General features: G+C 64.0%; 13 protein-coding genes. 6 read left to right on the top strand and 7 right to left on the bottom strand.

Annotation, left to right across the window (positions count from 1 at the left end; translation table 11 throughout):
- The first annotated feature begins 183 nt into the window (after positions 1 to 183).
- From ACFLEY_RS12585 to ACFLEY_RS12605, 5 genes are all read left to right on the top strand, one after another.
- The gene (locus tag ACFLEY_RS12585; RefSeq protein WP_060908412.1) at positions 184 to 1,662 is read left to right on the top strand and encodes an FAD-binding oxidoreductase; all 1,479 of its coding nucleotides are present in this window, start codon (positions 184 to 186) and stop codon (positions 1,660 to 1,662) included.
- Positions 1,663 to 1,926: 264 nt separating this feature from the next.
- The gene (locus tag ACFLEY_RS12590) at positions 1,927 to 2,778 is read left to right on the top strand and encodes a 3-hydroxybutyryl-CoA dehydrogenase (protein ID WP_011088963.1); all 852 of its coding nucleotides are present in this window, start codon (positions 1,927 to 1,929) and stop codon (positions 2,776 to 2,778) included.
- Positions 2,779 to 2,917: 139 nt separating this feature from the next.
- Positions 2,918 to 3,382 (top strand): group III truncated hemoglobin, encoded by a 465-nt coding sequence (locus tag ACFLEY_RS12595; RefSeq protein WP_060908411.1) that lies wholly within the window; start codon positions 2,918 to 2,920, stop codon positions 3,380 to 3,382.
- Positions 3,383 to 3,628: 246 nt separating this feature from the next.
- A complete protein-coding gene (locus ACFLEY_RS12600) occupies positions 3,629 to 4,270 on the top strand; it encodes a ubiquinol-cytochrome c reductase iron-sulfur subunit (protein WP_060908410.1) in 642 nt (213 codons plus the stop codon).
- Positions 4,271 to 4,388: 118 nt separating this feature from the next.
- A complete protein-coding gene (locus tag ACFLEY_RS12605; RefSeq protein WP_060908409.1) occupies positions 4,389 to 6,116 on the top strand; it encodes a methanol/ethanol family PQQ-dependent dehydrogenase in 1,728 nt (575 codons plus the stop codon).
- A 273-nt stretch (positions 6,117 to 6,389) separates the two neighbouring features.
- Here ACFLEY_RS12605 and ACFLEY_RS12610 read toward each other — a convergent pair whose 3' ends face one another.
- The 7 genes from ACFLEY_RS12610 to xoxF5 form a co-directional block, all read right to left on the bottom strand.
- Positions 6,390 to 8,702: a molybdopterin cofactor-binding domain-containing protein gene (locus tag ACFLEY_RS12610; protein WP_060908408.1), complete on the bottom strand. Its 2,313-nt coding sequence runs from the start codon at positions 8,700 to 8,702 to the stop codon at positions 6,390 to 6,392.
- Between the two features lies 1 nt (position 8,703).
- Positions 8,704 to 9,156 carry a (2Fe-2S)-binding protein gene (locus ACFLEY_RS12615; protein ID WP_011088958.1) on the bottom strand — a complete coding sequence of 151 codons (453 nt, stop codon included), beginning with the start codon at positions 9,154 to 9,156 and terminating at the stop codon, positions 8,704 to 8,706.
- Positions 9,157 to 9,185: 29 nt separating this feature from the next.
- Complete coding sequence (locus tag ACFLEY_RS12620) at positions 9,186 to 9,392, bottom strand: hypothetical protein (RefSeq protein ID WP_082755328.1); 207 nt, start codon at positions 9,390 to 9,392, stop codon at positions 9,186 to 9,188.
- A gap of 402 nt (positions 9,393 to 9,794) precedes the next feature.
- Entirely contained in the window at positions 9,795 to 10,358 is a 564-nt protein-coding gene (gfa, locus tag ACFLEY_RS12625) for an S-(hydroxymethyl)glutathione synthase (protein WP_011088956.1), read from the bottom strand.
- Between the two features lie 32 nt (positions 10,359 to 10,390).
- On the bottom strand, positions 10,391 to 11,500 hold the full coding sequence (locus ACFLEY_RS12630; protein WP_060908407.1) for an S-(hydroxymethyl)glutathione dehydrogenase/class III alcohol dehydrogenase: 1,110 nt from the start codon (positions 11,498 to 11,500) through the stop codon (positions 10,391 to 10,393).
- Positions 11,501 to 11,557: 57 nt separating this feature from the next.
- Positions 11,558 to 12,079, bottom strand: coding sequence for a c-type cytochrome, methanol metabolism-related (locus ACFLEY_RS12635; RefSeq protein WP_249162777.1), 522 nt, complete (start codon positions 12,077 to 12,079; stop codon positions 11,558 to 11,560).
- Between the two features lie 81 nt (positions 12,080 to 12,160).
- Positions 12,161 to 13,969, bottom strand: a complete 1,809-nt coding sequence (gene xoxF5, locus ACFLEY_RS12640) for a lanthanide-dependent methanol dehydrogenase XoxF5 (protein ID WP_011088953.1) — start codon at positions 13,967 to 13,969, stop codon at positions 12,161 to 12,163.
- A gap of 515 nt (positions 13,970 to 14,484) precedes the next feature.
- Here xoxF5 and ACFLEY_RS12645 point away from each other — a divergent pair.
- Positions 14,485 to 15,453, top strand: a complete 969-nt coding sequence (locus tag ACFLEY_RS12645; protein ID WP_028174358.1) for a helix-turn-helix domain-containing protein — start codon at positions 14,485 to 14,487, stop codon at positions 15,451 to 15,453.
- The last annotated feature ends 30 nt before the right edge of the window (positions 15,454 to 15,483 follow it).

A 15,483-nucleotide genomic window follows, 5' to 3' on the forward strand; every position in this document is an offset into this window, starting at 1 on the left:
CGTCGACGGAAGTGCGCTTCCCGTTCAGCAGCCGAGGCAGGTTTGCGCAAGCGTCGCAGCCGGGGACGTTCCCGCGAGCGTTACCTTCGTGCTAGGCTCATCGCGCAAACGTCCAGAATTGAGAACGACAACGAAGGCCGGCGCGCCCCAGGCTGCGCAGAAGAGCCGCAAAGCGAGGAACACATGCCGGGCGCAGCCCTTCTCACCGCTCCCTCCATTCCGACTGCGCCCGTGACGCCAGCCATTCTCGACCGCTTGCGAGCCATCGTGGGCGACAAGGGCCTGATCCTGGACGAGCAGGACAAGCGCCCGTTCGTGACCGATTGGCGCGGCGAGCTGACAGGGCAGGCCGCGGCGGTCGTGTGTCCGGCCAATACCGCGGAAGTCTCCGCTGTCGTCAAGCTCTGCTACGACAACGGCATTGCCATCGTGCCGCAGGGCGGCAACACCGGCCTGATGGGTGGTGCCACGCCGTGGCCGGCGCACCGCGGCATCGTGCTGTCGCTCGGTCGCATGAACCATGTGCTGAATGTCGATCCCGTCGGCTACGCCATGACGGTGGAGGCGGGCTGCATCCTCCAGACGCTCCAGGACACGGCCGCGCGCCACGACCGCTTCTTTCCGCTCAGCCTCGGTGCCCAGGGCTCGTGCATGATCGGCGGTAATCTCTCCACCAACGCCGGCGGCGTGCAGGTGCTGCGTTACGGCAATGCGCGAAATCTGGTGCTGGGTCTCGAGGTCGTGCTGGCCAACGGCGATGTCTGGGACGGGCTGCGCGCACTCAAGAAGGACAACACCGGCTATGACCTCAAGCATCTGTTCATGGGTGCCGAGGGCACGCTCGGCATCATCACCAAGGCGGTGCTGAAGCTCTGGCCCGCGCCGAAGGATTTGTGCACGGCATGGCTCGCGATCCGCGATCCCAGGGCGGCGATCGAGCTCCTGTCGGAGGCGCATGCCGCGTCCGACGACAATGTCGGCTCCTGCGAGCTCATGAGCCGCGCCTGCACCGACATGGTGCTGCGCCATATTCCCGGCACCCAGGACCCTCTCAAGGCCGAGACCGAATGGTATCTCCTTCTCGAATGGTCGTCGGCCCGGCCGCGGCAGGACGGCGGCACGTGCATGTCGGGCCGGATGGAGCAGTTCTTGGCCGATCAGCTCGAGGCGGGCCGGGTGCTCGATGCGGTGATCGCGCAAACCGAAGCGCAGTCGCGCAACATGTGGCGCATTCGCGAGAGTGTGGCCGAGGCATCGCGCGCCGAGGGGCCGGGCCTCAGCTACGACGTGTCGGTCGCAATCTCGCGGATTCCCGAGTTCATCGACAGGGGTCTCAAGGCCGTGCTCGAGATCCTGCCGACGATCCGCCCCTATCCGCTCGGGCACATCGGCGACGGCAATGTGCACTTCTCCTTCATGGGCCCGAAGGGCATGGATCGCGAGACGCTCAACCAGTACTCTGCGGCGATCACGCGGGTCGTCAACGACCTGATCACGTCCATGGCCGGCTCGATCTCGGCCGAGCACGGCATCGGCATCGAGAAGCTCGACGAACTCCAACACTATCGTTCCAGGACCGAGCTCGACATCATGCGCACGATCAAGCGGGCGCTCGACCCCAAGAACATCATGAATCCGGGCAAGGTGCTCCGTCTCGGATGAGGCGACTGACGCCGCAGGTTGCCTCCGCTGATCGATCCGGTCCTGACCGCAGCCTGGACGGGCGCATGCGCCGCATGGCGCGGGCCAAACGGGCCCGAGGCCTCCAAATCATGCCCTTTTGCGGCTTTATTCCCGCGATGGATGCTTTAAGGAAGGGGCAGGATCAGGTCGCGCCTCCCCCGCGGCGGTGCTAGACCCTGATGCAGGAACAATGGGGCCGCGCCGCTACCGGCACGCCCGCAAGGATGAGAAGGATGTGACGCAATGATCCAAACCGTTGGCATCATCGGGGCAGGGACCATGGGGAACGGCATCGCGCAAATCTGCGCAGCGGCCGGGCTCTCGGTCGTGATGGTCGACATTTCCGATGCGGCGGTGAACCGCGGGCTTTCGACCGTCGGCGGCAGCCTCGAGCGCCTGGTCAAGAAGGAGAAGATGTCGGCGGCCGACCGCGAGGCGACGCTCAAGCGCATCACCGGCACCACCGATCGGGCGAAGCTGGCCGATTGCGACCTGGTGATCGAGGCCGCCACCGAGAACGAGGAGCTCAAGGTCAAGATCCTGAAGGACCTCTGCGCGACGCTGTCGCCGCGCACGCTCGTTGCAACCAATACCTCGTCGATCTCGATCACGAAACTTGCCGCCGCAACCGATCGCCCCGACCGCTTCATCGGCATGCACTTCTTCAATCCTGTGCCGGTGATGGCGCTGCTGGAGCTCATCCGCGGCCTGCAGACCTCCGACGACACCCACGCCAAGGCGCTCGATTTCGCCCAGCGCGTCGGCAAGGTGGCGATCACGGCCAAGAACAGTCCGGGCTTCGCGGTCAACCGCATCCTCTGCCCGATGATCAACGAGGCGATCTTCGCCCTCCAGGAGGGGATCGCGACGGCGGAAGAGATCGACGCCGGCATGAAGCTCGGCTGCAACCATCCGATCGGGCCGCTGGCGCTCGCCGATCTCGTCGGGCTCGACACCATGTTGTCGGTGATGGAGGTCTTTTACAAAGGCTTCAACGACCCCAAATACCGTCCGGCCCCCTTGCTGAAGGAAATGGTCGATGCCGGCCATCTCGGCCGCAAGACCGGGCAGGGTTTCTACACTTACGGCGCCTGATGACAGGCGTAGGCGGCGGGGCCTTCGAGCCTCGCCGCCCCTCCCGCAATTTGCGCTGCGACAAAGACGCCGCGCGCAATTGACCCGACAATGTTGAACGGGCGGCCCGCGGGAACAACGGAACGGATAACAAAGGACAATGTCGGATCGACTGAAGGCCGAGCGTGAGGCGGCAGCCGCGCGCCGGAACCTGCTGACCCAGGATGCGATCGAGCGCACCGGGATCACCGAAGCGATGATCGCGGAACTCGTCGCCCGCTTTTACGGGCGCGTGCGCGAGGACGCGCTCCTGGGGCCGGTCTTCGCGGTCGTGCGGAATTGGGACGAGCATCTGGCCAAGCTCGGGGATTTCTGGTCGTCCGTCGTGCTGATGAGCGGCCGCTATCATGGCTCGCCGATGCGCGCGCATCTGCCGCTCGGTCTTGTCGGCGATCATTTCGACCGCTGGCTCGATCTGTTCGAACAGACCGCGCGCGACGTCTGTCCGCCCGCGGCGGCTGCGCTCTTCATCGACAAGGCACGGCGCATCGCCGACAGTTTTGAAATGGCGTCGGCAACCGTCGCAGGCCGCATCGCTTCGCCACGTCACGTGCTCAGATCGTGAAACACAAAATGCCTGCCTGAGAAACGTGCAGCTCACATCGTGCGATGGCGCGTTGCACCAATTCCAACATCATTGGTCTGATCTGCAAAATCATCATGCCGCTCGCGTGGTACGGCGTAGAACTGGTGAAAATACGTTTGAACGCGTTCACTCTCGTTCAATCAAAGCGAGCAGAGCCATATTGATGCACTGCGGCGCCAATTCTTCGCCTTTTTTTCGGCAGAGTTCCAGCGCCTGCTAGCGGGCATGTCGCGCGCATCGTTCAACATCAATTCCTCATCTTCCGAGCCTGAAGTTGACGCGGGCGCAGAGCAGACGCGGCGAACGCTGCTGCTGGGTGCGCTCGCCACCACCGCCTGCCTCGGCTGTTCCGCATCGGCGCGCGCAGGCGAGGATCCGCCCGGCTCCGACGAACGACCGCAGAAGGGCGATGTGCTCGTCTTCTCCGAAGGTGACCAGGAGGGAAAGCTGATCACGGCGGCCGACCTGCAGGCCGGCGGGCCGCCGGTGCATGCCTGGCCGAAGGATCCCAAGACCTCGGTCGTGCGCAGCGCCTCGCGGCTCAACGAGATCCTGGTCATCCGGCTCGATCCCGCCGAGCTCGACGAGCAGACCCGCGCGCGCGCCGTCGACGGCATCATCGCCTATTCGGCGATCTGCGCCCATGCCGGTTGTCCCGTCACCGCCTGGGTGAAGAGCGACGTCGGCGACAAGGAGGTGCTCAAGTGCATGTGCCACAACTCCGAATACGATCCTCGCGCGGGCGCGCAGGTCGTGTTCGGGCCGGCACCGCGACGGCTCGCGGCGCTGCCACTGGCGTTCGCTGAAGGTTCGCTCAGCGTCGCCGGAAACTTCATCGGAAAGGTAGGTGGCGCGCAGCCAGGATGATGGACGGTCGCGGGTTGTGCCCGCGTCACGAGAGGTCGCATCCGCCGACGGGCGGACGACGGGACGAACGAAAAGAATTCAACACAAGAATTCAAACGGATGAAAAAGGGGAACGTCCATGACCAGGAAGCAATGGTTTCTGTCCGGCTTCGTCGCCTTCACCTGTCTTGCCTCGACCGCCGCCGGTGCCGGCCCGATCGAGAATTATTCTCCGGTCACCGCGCAGCGCCTGGAGAATCCGGAACCGAGCAACTGGATGCTCTATCGGCGCACCTATGACGGGCAGGGCTACAGCCCGCTCGACCAGATCAACACCTCGAACGTAAAGGGTCTCACGCCGGTCTGGACGTTTGCAACAGGCGTCGTCGAAGGCCACGAGGCGCCGCCGATCATCAACAATGGCGTGATGTTCGTGGCGACCCCGATGGGGCAGGTGATCGCGCTGAACGCGAAAACCGGCGACGAGTACTGGCGCTACAAGCGGCAGCTCCCCGACGATCTGTTCCAGCTGCATCCGACCAGCCGCGGCGTCGGCTTGTGGGAGGACAAGCTCTATCTCGCCACCACTGACGATCATGTCGTCGCGCTCGACGCCAAGACCGGCAAGGTGGTGTGGGACACCAAGGTGCAGGACTACAAGAAGGGCCAATACATGACCCTGATGCCGCTTATCGTCGACGGCAAGGTCATCGTCGGCGGCTCCGGCGGCGAGTTCGGCGTGCGCGGCTATGTCGCCGCCTATGACGCCAAGGACGGCAAGGAGCTGTGGCGGACCTACACCATTCCCGGCGAAGGCGAGCCCGGTCACGACACCTGGCAGGGCGATGACTGGAAGAACGGCGGCGGCTCGGCCTGGATGACCGGCAATTACGACAAGGACACCAAGACGATCTATTGGGGCGTCGGCAACGCGGCGCCGTGGCCGGGCGAGACCCATCCCGGCGACAATCTCTACACCTCGTCGGTGCTCGCGCTCGATCCGAAGAACGGCAAGATCAAGACCTATCACCAGTACCATCAGAACGATTCCTGGGACTGGGACGAGGTCGAAGCGCCGATGCTGATCGACCTGCAACGCGATGGCCGCAGCATCAAGAGCCTGGTCCATCCGGGGCGCGATGCGATCTTCTGGGTGCTCGAGCGCACGCCGACCAAGATCAACTACGTGGCAGGTTGGCCGTTCGTCTCCACCGACGTCTGGAAGGGCATCGATGCCGAAACCGGCAAGCCAATCGTCGATCCCGCGCACAAGCCGGTGATTGGCAAGCGCGTGGAGTTCTGTCCCTCTCTATGGGGCGGCAAGGACTGGCCGTCGGCAGCCTACAGCCAGAAGACGGGCTTGGTTTACGTGCCCGCCAACGAGAATTTCTGCGGCGGATTCACCGGCGAGAAGGTCGCACTCAAGCCGGGCGAGCTCTGGCTCGGCACCAAGCCGGAAGACATCGGGCTGAAGACCAAGCCGGGGGCGGATCATTTTGGCGAGCTCCAGGCCTGGGATCCCGTCACCGGCAAGAAGGTGTGGCAGCACAACTTCCCGAAGTCGCAGCTGTTCGGCTCGGTGACGGCGACCGCGGGCGATCTCATCTTTGCCGGCGGCACCAACGACCGCAACTTCCGCGCCTTCAACGCCAAGACCGGCGAGCTGTTGTGGGAGCAGAAGACCAACTCCGGCATCATGGGCATGCCGGTGTCGTATGAGATCGACGGCACGCAATACATCGCGATCCAGTCGGGATGGGGTGTGGACGCGCAGCGGATCCAGGATGCGCTGGTGACCAACAACATCGGCATCGAGGCCAATGTGCCGCAGGGCGGCGTGATCTGGGTGTTCGCGCTGAAGAAATAGCTCCGCGGGCGGATCGAAAGAGGCGGAGCAGCAAGGGGGGTGGCGAATGCGGCGGACGGAAACGGCCGCCGCATTTTGTGTGTGCCGAGAGTGCTGTCTTCGCTTCTCCCCTTGTGTGGGAGAAGGTGGCGCGAAGCGCCGGATGAGGGGTCTCTATCCGCGGAGACAAACCCCTCACCCGAGCGAGATCGTAGCAACCGGCGTCGCTGCCCTCTCCCACAGGGGGAGAGGGCACATCGGTTGATGGAGACGGCGCGAGGCCGCGTGCGTTCCTTACGCCTCCAATTGCTTGCCGATCGGCAAGCTCCGGATGCGTTTTCCGGTCGCGGCGAAGATGGCATTCATCAGAGCCGGCGCGAACGGCGGAACGCCGGGCTCGCCGACGCCGCTCGGCGGCGTGCCCGGCGCGGGCGGCACGATGTGGACGTTGGTCACCATGGGAGATTCGTCGATCCTGACGACCTGGAAGTCGTCAAAGTTCTTCTGCTGCACCTTGCCGTCCTTGAAGGTGATCTCGCCATATTTGGCGAGGCTGAGACCCATGATCGCCGCGCCCTCGATCTGCGAGGCGATGCGCTCGGGGTTGACGTAGGTGCCGCAGTCGATCGCGGTGTCGACCCGCGGCACCGTCAGCTTGCCCTTGTCGTCGACGGCCACCTCGACGATGGTCGCGATGTAGCTGACGAAGCTGCGGTGTACTGCGATGCCGAGACCGTGGCCCTTCGGCACCTGACGGCCCCATTCGCCCTTCTCGGCCACCAGCTCGACCACCTTGCGCAGGCGCGCGGTGTCGATCGGGTAGCTGTCCTGCGGCTCGCCGTAGTTCCACATGTCCTTCACCGCGGGCTTGACGATCCGCGGGCTGCCGATCAGCGCGAGCAGCGTCTCCTTCTGGTCGCGGCCGGTCGCGTTCGCGATCTCGCCGACCATCGACTGCACCGCGAAGGCGCGCGGGATGTTCGAGACCGAGCGGAACCAGCCGATGCGGGTGAACGCCACAGCCTCCGGGTTCTCGCAGGAGATGTTGGCGATCTCGAACGGCATGTCGACGAGGCCCATGCCGAGCTCGAAGGGCGCCTGATGCACCGTGCCGGCCGCAAAGGTCGAGGCGATGCTGGGCGCCACGCTGCGGTGGCGCCAGGCGATCACCTTGCCGCTCTTGTCGAGACCGGCCTCGATCCGCTCGACCGAGACGGTGTGCAGGAAGCCGTTGTGGATGTCGTCCTCACGCGTCCACTGCACCTTTACCGGCGCGCCCAGCTCCTTCGACAGCAGCGCGGCTTCGAGCGCATAGTCGCATTTCGACTTGCGGCCGAAACCGCCGCCGAGCAGCGTGACGTTGACGGTGACGTTCGCTTCCGGAATGCCGAGCGTCTTGGCGACGTCCTCGCGGGTGCCGCCCGGGCTCTGCACCGGCGCCCAGATCTCGGCCTTGTCGCCTTTGACGTCGGCGACCGCCACCGGCGGTTCCATGGCGACATGGGCGAGATGCGGGACGTAGTACTCGCCGACGATCACCTTGTCGGCGCCCTTCAGGGCGGCGTCCGCATCGCCCTCCTTGCGCACGACGAGGCCGGGCTTGCGCGAGGCCTCCTCGAGCTCCTTGCGGTAGGCGACGGAGTCGTATTTGCCGTTGGCGCCGTCGTCCCAGACCAGTTTCAGCGCGTCGCGGCCCTTGATCGCCGCGCCGGTATTGCGCGCGATCACCGCGACGCCGCCGAGCGGCTGGAACTTCGACGGCCACGGCCAGCCGCGCACCTGCATCACCTTCTCGACGCCGGGTACCTTCAACGCCTCGTTCGGATCGAACGAGGCGAGCTTGCCGCCGGTCACCGGCGGGCGCGCGATCACGGCATATTTCATGCCGGGAAGGCGCACGTCCGCACCGTAGCGCGCCTTGCCAGTGGTGATGTCGTGAAGATCGACGATGCCGATCTGGCCCTTGGTCAGATAGCGGAAGTCCTTGGGGTCCTTCAGCTTGAGGCCTTCGACGCTCGGCACCGATTCCTTGGCGGCGTCGGCCGCGAGTTCGCCGAAGCCGAGCTTGCGCCCGCTGCCGCTATGGACGACCTCGTGATTGACCGCCTTGACCTCCGTTGCCGGAACGCCCCAGCGCTTGGCGGCGGCCTGTTCCAGCATGGTGCGGGCGGCGGCGCCGATCTGGCGCATCGGGATGAGGTAATGCCGCGTGCTGCGCGAGCCGTCGGTGTCCTGGTTGCCGAACTTGACCTCGTCGCCATGGGCCTGCTGCACCTTGACCTTGGACCAGTCGGCCTCCATCTCCTCGGCCACGATCAGTGGCAGGCTGGTGCGCACGCCGGTGCCCATCTCGGAGCGGTGGGCGACGATGCTGACGATGCCGTCGGGCGCGACCGCGACGAACACGCGCGGATCGACCACGACGCCATGCGGCATCTTTCCGGCGCCGGTCTCATAGGCAAATGCCTGGCGGGACATCACGGGCGCGGCAAGCACGAAGCCGCCGGTGACGCCGAGCCCCTTCAGGATGCTGCGGCGCGAGACCTTCTCGACACGGATGTTCTTTTCGAAGCTGTGAAGCTTCCGGGGATTGTCGATGAAATTCATGTCACACTCCCGTCGATGCGAGATGGACCGCGTTCTCGATGCGCTGGTAGCAGCCGCAGCGGCAGATGTTGCCGGACATCGCCTCGCGGATCTGGTCGTGCGAGGGTTTCGGGTTGTCCATCAGAAGCGCCGCGGCCTGCATGATCTGGCCGGCCTGGCAGAAGCCGCATTGGGGCACGTTGACCTGGCGCCAGGCTTTTTGAACCGGGTGATCGCCGTTCGGATGCAATCCCTCGATCGTCGTGACCTCGCGGCCGGCGACGTCGTTGATCGACGTGACGCAGGAGCGCACCGCCTCCTTGTCGACGATGACGGTGCAGGCGCCGCACAAGGCCTGGCCACAGCCGAACTTGGTGCCTGTCAGCCCGGCCTCGTCGCGCAGGAACCAGAGTAGCGGGAGATTCGGGTCGCCGTCCCAGCTCTGTTCCTGGCCGTTGATCTTCACCTTGATCATGATCGTCCCTCGCTCTTCATAAGCATGAATTAAATGCGCCGGCATGCGCCGGCGGCGGTTCGTGCGTCGTTGCCGCGTTCCGCCGTCATCCCGCGCGGGCAAATCCCGGAGGGAGGCAGGAACGCCAATGGCGATGTCTGGATGTGTTCGATACCTCCCGTTTTGTTCTTATTTGATTGAACTTCGCGCGGCATCGTCACGGCGCGATCGTAGCAGGGATCGCGCCGGTCCAGCATTCACAGCCGGTTGTTCTCGGCGTGAAGAGGTTGCATCTGTGATTTGTCAAAAGCAGGGCGCGGCATCGCGCCGCGCGCATTGCGCAATTGCAAAGCAGGCCGCAGCAAAAAAGCTTCGTCCGCCAGAAAGACTGTACGGACGAAGCAGGATGCCTCAGTCGAGGGAGGGAGAAACGCAGGTGCCGCCGACTTCAATCGGAAAGCGGGCGGCGCTGCGCAGTCATTCAGAGACCAGGACTGAGGGAGCGTGGCCCTCGTAGAAGCAGAGTGCAGAAGCGGCGGCTTCGTCGCGATCGTGGGAAGCCACCTCCGTCCGGCTCGCTGGTGCTGGTCGGAACCAGCGAGCGGACGTGGCGTGGGTCTGGCGGCCCTGCTCGGGCCGCCTCGTTCAGGTCGCGTTCGTCAGGCTGCTTTGGCTTTCGCCACGTGGGTCGCGATCGCGTCCATCAGCGCCGGCGACAGGCAGTCATAAGGCTCGAGCCCGATTTCCTTCAGCCGCGAACGGATGCCGGCCATCTGCTCCGGCTTCACGCCGGATTCGATCACCGAGGAGACGAAGGCGGCGAATTGCGGCGCCTGCGATCCCTGCTCCTGGAACAGTTCGGGATGGATGAAGTCGAGGCCGTAGAACGGATGGTTCTTGTTCTCGATGCGGCCGTACATGTGCGTGCCGCAGGCCTTGCAGGCGTGGCGCTGGATCACCGCGGAGGCATCGACGATCTCGAGCTTGTCGCCGTTCTCGAGCACGGTGACGTTCTGGCGCGGCACCACCGCGACGACGGAGAATGTCGCGCCCTGCGGCTTCCAGCACTTGGTGCAGCCACAGGCGTGGTTGTGGGCGACGTCGCCCTTGATGCCGACCTTGACCTGATGGTCCTTGCATTTGCAGGCGAGCGTGCCGCCGGCGAAGCTGCCGCTGCCCTGTTTGAGGCCGTTATCGATCGATGGGTGGAGTGCAATAGTCATGGGACGATCCTCCTTGGGGTGATGGCAGTGAGCTAGTAAACGACGACGGAACGGATGGATTTGCCCTCGTGCATGAGGTCAAAGCCCTTGTTGATCTCTTCGAGCTTGAGCACGTGGGTGATCATCGGATCGATCTGGATCTTTCCGTTCATGTACCAGTCGACGATCTTCGGCACGTCGGTGCGGCCGCGCGCGCCGCCGAAGGCCGTGCCGCGCCAGTTGCGGCCGGTGACGAGCTGGAACGGGCGGGTGGCGATCTCCTTGCCGGCTTCGGCGACGCCGATGATGATCGAGGTGCCCCAGCCGCGATGGCAGGCTTCCAGCGCCTGGCGCATCACGGTGGTGTTGCCGGTGCAGTCGAAGGTGTAGTCGGCGCCGCCGTCGGTGAGGTTGACGAGATGCGGAACGATGTCGCCGGTGATCTTCTTCGGGTTGACGAAGTGGGTCATGCCGAACCGGCGGCCCCATTCCTCCTTGGAATCATTGACGTCGACGCCGATGATCTTGTCGGCGCCGGCCATCTTGGCGCCCTGGATGACGTTCAGTCCGATGCCGCCGAGGCCGAACACGACCACGTTGGCGCCCGGCTCGACCTTGGCGGTGTTGACGACCGCACCGACGCCGGTGGTGACGCCGCAGCCGATGTAGCAGCTCTTGTCGAACGGCGCGTCTTCGCGGATCTTGGCGACGGCGATCTCGGGCAGCACGGTGAAGTTCGAGAAGGTCGAGCAGCCCATGTAGTGGTAGATCGGCTTGCCCTTGTAGGAGAAGCGGCTGGTGCCGTCGGGCATCACACCCTTGCCCTGCGTCGCGCGGATCGCGGTGCAGAGATTGGTCTTCTGGCTCAGGCAGCTTTTGCACTGCCGGCATTCCGGCGTGTACAGCGGGATGACGTGGTCGCCCGGCTTGACCGAGGTCACGCCGGGGCCGATCTCGCGGATGATTCCGGCGCCCTCATGGCCGAGGATCGACGGGAAGATTCCTTCGCTGTCGAAGCCGTCGAGCGTGTAGGCGTCGGTATGGCAGATGCCCGTCGCCTTGATCTCGACCAGGACTTCGCCGGCCTTCGGTCCTTCCAGATCGACTTCGACGATCTCGAGTGGTTTCTTGGCTTCGAAAGCAACGGCGGCACGTGTCTTCATCGTAAACTCCTCAAATTCTCGCAGGACGCCAAGAGGTGGTATCGGTCCTGGTAACGTTCATTTCTTGCCCATGCAGGCGTCTTCCGCCTTGGTGTAGGTCTCGTTCTTCTCCTCCTTCTTGGAGGGACGCTGCCGGCCCCACGCCTCGTTGGAGCGGGCGCGCAGATAGACGTAGAGATCGTCCATGTAGCAGGCGACGTTGGGGTTGTCGCCGAAGGCTGGCATGACGTTCTCCTGCGCGGTCGAGATGTTCTTGCGACCGGAGGCGACGACGCCGAGGAAGTCGCCATAGCTCATGGTCTTGACCGAATCCTTCAACGCCGGTGCGTAGGTGGATCCCATGCCGTCGGGGCCATGGCAGACGTGGCAGTCGGAGTGATAGCGGCGATATCCGGAATAGGTGAACCAGTCCACGGTGCCGTCGGCCGAAATCTTGTAGGTCGGGTTTCCTTCCTTATCGAGCCACTTTCCGTCGTCTTCCTTCTTGACGGCGGTCGGGTCGCCCGGACCGTCCGCAACGGCTATTCCCCCCGAAGTCACGAAGATGATCGCAGCAATGACAAAGCAGATTTTACGCAAGAGATTATCCTCGAAGGCGTTCGGTGGAGACGAGCCGGCGCGTGGAGTTGATCCACGCGCCGGAGCGACACGAAGGTAGGGCTAGTTCGCCGGCAGCGAGAACACGGTCAGCGTACCACCGAGTGCCGTGTAGTTGCTGAGGGCCGCGTAGCCACCGACTGCGCCGAGACCGGCGGTCGGATCGGTCAGGCCTGCGGCGAGACCGATGCCGGCCCATCCGCCGACGCCCGAGAGCACTGCGACGTACTGCTTGCCGCCGTTCTCATAGGTCGTGACGTTGCCGATGATGCCGGACGGAGTCTTGAACTTGTAGAGCTCCTTGCCGGACTTGGCGTCGACCGCCTTCAGGTAGCCTTCGAGCGTGCCGTAGAACACCACGCCGCCGGCGGTTGCGAGCGCACCCGACCAGACCGAGAACTGCTCCTTGTTCGACCAGACGATCTTGCCGGTCTTGCCGTCCCAGGCGATGAAGTTGCCCATGTGGCTTTCACCCTGCGGCGGATACATCGAGAGCGTCGCACCCACATAGGGCTGGCCCGCGGTGTAGCTCACCTTGAACGGCTCGTAGTCCATGCAGACGTGGTTGGTCGGAACGTAGAACAGCTGCGTGTCCGGCGAGTAGGCTGCCGGCTGCTCGTCCTTGGTGCCGAGCGCGGCCGGGCAGATGCCCTTCACGTTGTGGTCCTCGCCCGCCTTGTCGGTCGAAGCTGCGTCGAGCACCTTCGGACGGCCATAGGTCGGCGAGTTCTTGTCCATGTCGACGCCGGAGGTCCAGTTCACCTTCGGATCGTACTTTTCGGCAACCAGCAGTTCGCCGCTTTCACGGTCCATGGTGTAGCCAAGGCCGTTGCGGTCGAAATGCGTCAGGAGCTTGCGCGCCTGGCCATTGATCTGCTGATCCGAGAGGATCATCTCGTTGACGCCGTCATAGTCCCACTCGTCGTGGGGCGTCATCTGGTAGACCCATTTGGCCATGCCGGTGTCCGCGTCGCGCGCGAAGATGGTCATCGACCACTTGTTGTCGCCCGGACGCTGCTTCGGATTCCAGGTCGAAGGATTGCCCGACCCGTAATAGACGAGGTTCAGAGCGGGATCGTAGGACATCCAGCCCCACGTGCAGCCGCCGCCGATCTTCCATTGGTCGCCCTGCCAGGTCTTCAGCGAGGAGTCGGCGCCGACGGGCTTGCCGAGCGACGTCGTCTTGGCCGGATCGACTTTGATCTGGTCGTCCGGACCTTCGGAGAAGGCGCGCCAGACCTGCTTGCCGCTCTTGAGATCGTAGGCGGTGACGTGGCACTGCACGCCGAATTCGCCGCCGGAGATGCCGACCAGGACCTTGTCCTTGACGACCAGCGCCGCCGAGGTGCCGGTCTGGCCCTTGCTCGGATCGCCGTTCGTCGCCGACCAGGCCACCTGGCCCGTCTTGGCGTCGAGCGCGACGAGGTTGGTGTCGGCCTGATGCAGGATGATCTTGCCGTCGCCATAGGACAGGCCGCGGTTGACCGTATCGCAGCACATCACCGGGATGACGTTCGGGTCCTGCTTCGGCTCGTACTTCCAGACGATCTTGTTCTCGTTGGAAAGGTCAATAGCGTAGACCTTGTTCGGGAACGGCGTATGGACGTACATCATGTTGCCAATGATCAGCGGGCCACCTTCATGGCCGCGCAGCACGCCGGTCGAGAAGGTCCAGGCGACCTGGAGCTTGCCCACGTTTTGTGCGTTGATCTGGTTCAGCTTGGAATAGCGGGTATTGGCATAGTCGCCCGCCGGCATCACCCAGTCCTTCGGGTTCTGCGACATCTTGATCAGCTCGTCATTGGCTGAAGCGCTGCCGACGGCGAGAGCCGCCGCGGAGCCAAGATAGGTCGCCAGTAGCACCTTGCGCATAGTTATTCCTCCGTTGGTATCGTTTATTGTTTCCGAAGCGTTGCTCAATCACCGGGCTTCTCGTCCGGCGTCTGCTCGTGCAGGGCGGTCACGATTGGGACCAGAAACGATGGTGCGGTGTTTCCTCCTCCTGATGAGAGCCACGGGTCCACGTGCAGGAGCGGCCCGTTCTTGTTGTTCCTGCCGCAATCCCTAACGACTTCGTCATCGGGAAACTTGCCCAAGAGGGAAGCCGGTTTGCTTGACAGCGCACGGACGCGAAGATTTTGATTTTGCAGTAGCGAATTCAGCGGCTTCCGCGTCGCTTCGGGACCGCGCTCTGCGCTCAGGTTCCCCTTGACGGCGCTGCAACTAAGGCGGAGGATTAACCTTCAAGGGTGGCAATGAAACGATGGCGCTCGTTGCAGAAGACCGCTCAAATTCGAGGTAAACGTCACGCAATCTCGGCTGAGGGCTCCGGAAGCGCTGGTCGCGATTCGCGTCGAAATTTCCGAATCAAACCAGTGGCTGGATTAATGTCCGACACCATTCACACGCTCTCGACGACGGGAATGACGCCGAAGCGCCAGATCCAGAGCTGGATCGACGGGCTGACCAGTCTGTGTGGGCATTTCGACGTCGATCCGCTGGAGGCGTCCTCGCTCGAGGGCCGCATCGACTACACCACCGTCTCGCGCCTGAAGCTGTGTCAGATCGAGGTCAGCCAGCATCGCATCGCGCACACGCTGGCGCGCGCCAAGGCCAACGAACACCCGTACATAAAAATCCACTTCCAGACCTACGGCGTGTCCTATTTCGAGCAGGAAGGCCGTCACATCGAAATCAATCCCGGCGACATCATCGCCTATGACGTATCCTGCCCGCATTCGATCATCAGCCCCGCCTTCACGCGTCACGACGTGGTGATCGTGCCGAAGGCACTGCTGCGCGACCGCGGCTTCCCGTCGCAGCGGATGCCGGCCTGCAAATTGTCGGCGAAGACGGGCACGGGGCGGATCGCCCACGATTTCGTCCACGCGACATTCGACGAGGCGGCCAAGCTGTCGGCGAATAGCGCGGTCGGCGTCGCCGATTCGCTGATCGACCTTTTGCTGCTGCCGCTGCGCGAAGCCGACACGATGTTCGATCGGGTCGGGCCCGAGGCGATGTATGTGCGCGCGCAGTTCTTCATCCGCGAGCACCTGCGCGATCCGGATCTGTGCATCGACCAGATCTCCGCCGAGCTCGGCTGCTCCAAGCGCTATCTGCACATGCTGTTCTCCGAGCGCGGCACCACGGTGAGCGATTACATCTGGCAGGCGCGGCTTCAGAACTGCCGTCAGGAGCTCGAGGCCCACGCCGGCAAGACCATCACCGACGTGGCATTCTCCTGGGGCTTTTCCAGCTCATCGCATTTCAGCCGCGTATTCCGGAAATATTTCGGCGTGGTGCCGTCCTCGATCCACAAGGGGCAGCAGAGCGCCGCGGCCGCGAACGAGCATTAGGCGCACGCCGGGGAGCTCCCGGCGAGCGGC

It is taken from the genome of Bradyrhizobium sp. YCK136 (assembly GCF_044570075.1).
Lineage (GTDB): Bacteria > Pseudomonadota > Alphaproteobacteria > Rhizobiales > Xanthobacteraceae > Bradyrhizobium > Bradyrhizobium diazoefficiens.

What these genes read in the sequence shown, in the direction of transcription:
- ACFLEY_RS12600 (WP_060908410.1), top strand. Translation starts at nt 3,629, where the DNA reads ATGTCGCGCGCATCGTTCAACATCAATTCCTCATCTTCCGAGCCTGAA.
- ACFLEY_RS12595 (WP_060908411.1), top strand. Translation starts at nt 2,918, where the DNA reads ATGTCGGATCGACTGAAGGCCGAGCGTGAGGCGGCAGCCGCGCGCCGG.
- ACFLEY_RS12620 (WP_082755328.1), bottom strand. Translation starts at nt 9,392, where the DNA reads ATGCTGGACCGGCGCGATCCCTGCTACGATCGCGCCGTGACGATGCCG.
- ACFLEY_RS12610 (WP_060908408.1), bottom strand. Translation starts at nt 8,702, where the DNA reads ATGAATTTCATCGACAATCCCCGGAAGCTTCACAGCTTCGAAAAGAAC.
- ACFLEY_RS12605 (WP_060908409.1), top strand. Translation starts at nt 4,389, where the DNA reads ATGACCAGGAAGCAATGGTTTCTGTCCGGCTTCGTCGCCTTCACCTGT.
- ACFLEY_RS12630 (WP_060908407.1), bottom strand. Translation starts at nt 11,500, where the DNA reads ATGAAGACACGTGCCGCCGTTGCTTTCGAAGCCAAGAAACCACTCGAG.
- ACFLEY_RS12590 (WP_011088963.1), top strand. Translation starts at nt 1,927, where the DNA reads ATGATCCAAACCGTTGGCATCATCGGGGCAGGGACCATGGGGAACGGC.
- gfa (WP_011088956.1), bottom strand. Translation starts at nt 10,358, where the DNA reads ATGACTATTGCACTCCACCCATCGATCGATAACGGCCTCAAACAGGGC.
- ACFLEY_RS12585 (WP_060908412.1), top strand. Translation starts at nt 184, where the DNA reads ATGCCGGGCGCAGCCCTTCTCACCGCTCCCTCCATTCCGACTGCGCCC.
- ACFLEY_RS12645 (WP_028174358.1), top strand. Translation starts at nt 14,485, where the DNA reads ATGTCCGACACCATTCACACGCTCTCGACGACGGGAATGACGCCGAAG.
- xoxF5 (WP_011088953.1), bottom strand. Translation starts at nt 13,969, where the DNA reads ATGCGCAAGGTGCTACTGGCGACCTATCTTGGCTCCGCGGCGGCTCTC.
- ACFLEY_RS12615 (WP_011088958.1), bottom strand. Translation starts at nt 9,156, where the DNA reads ATGATCAAGGTGAAGATCAACGGCCAGGAACAGAGCTGGGACGGCGAC.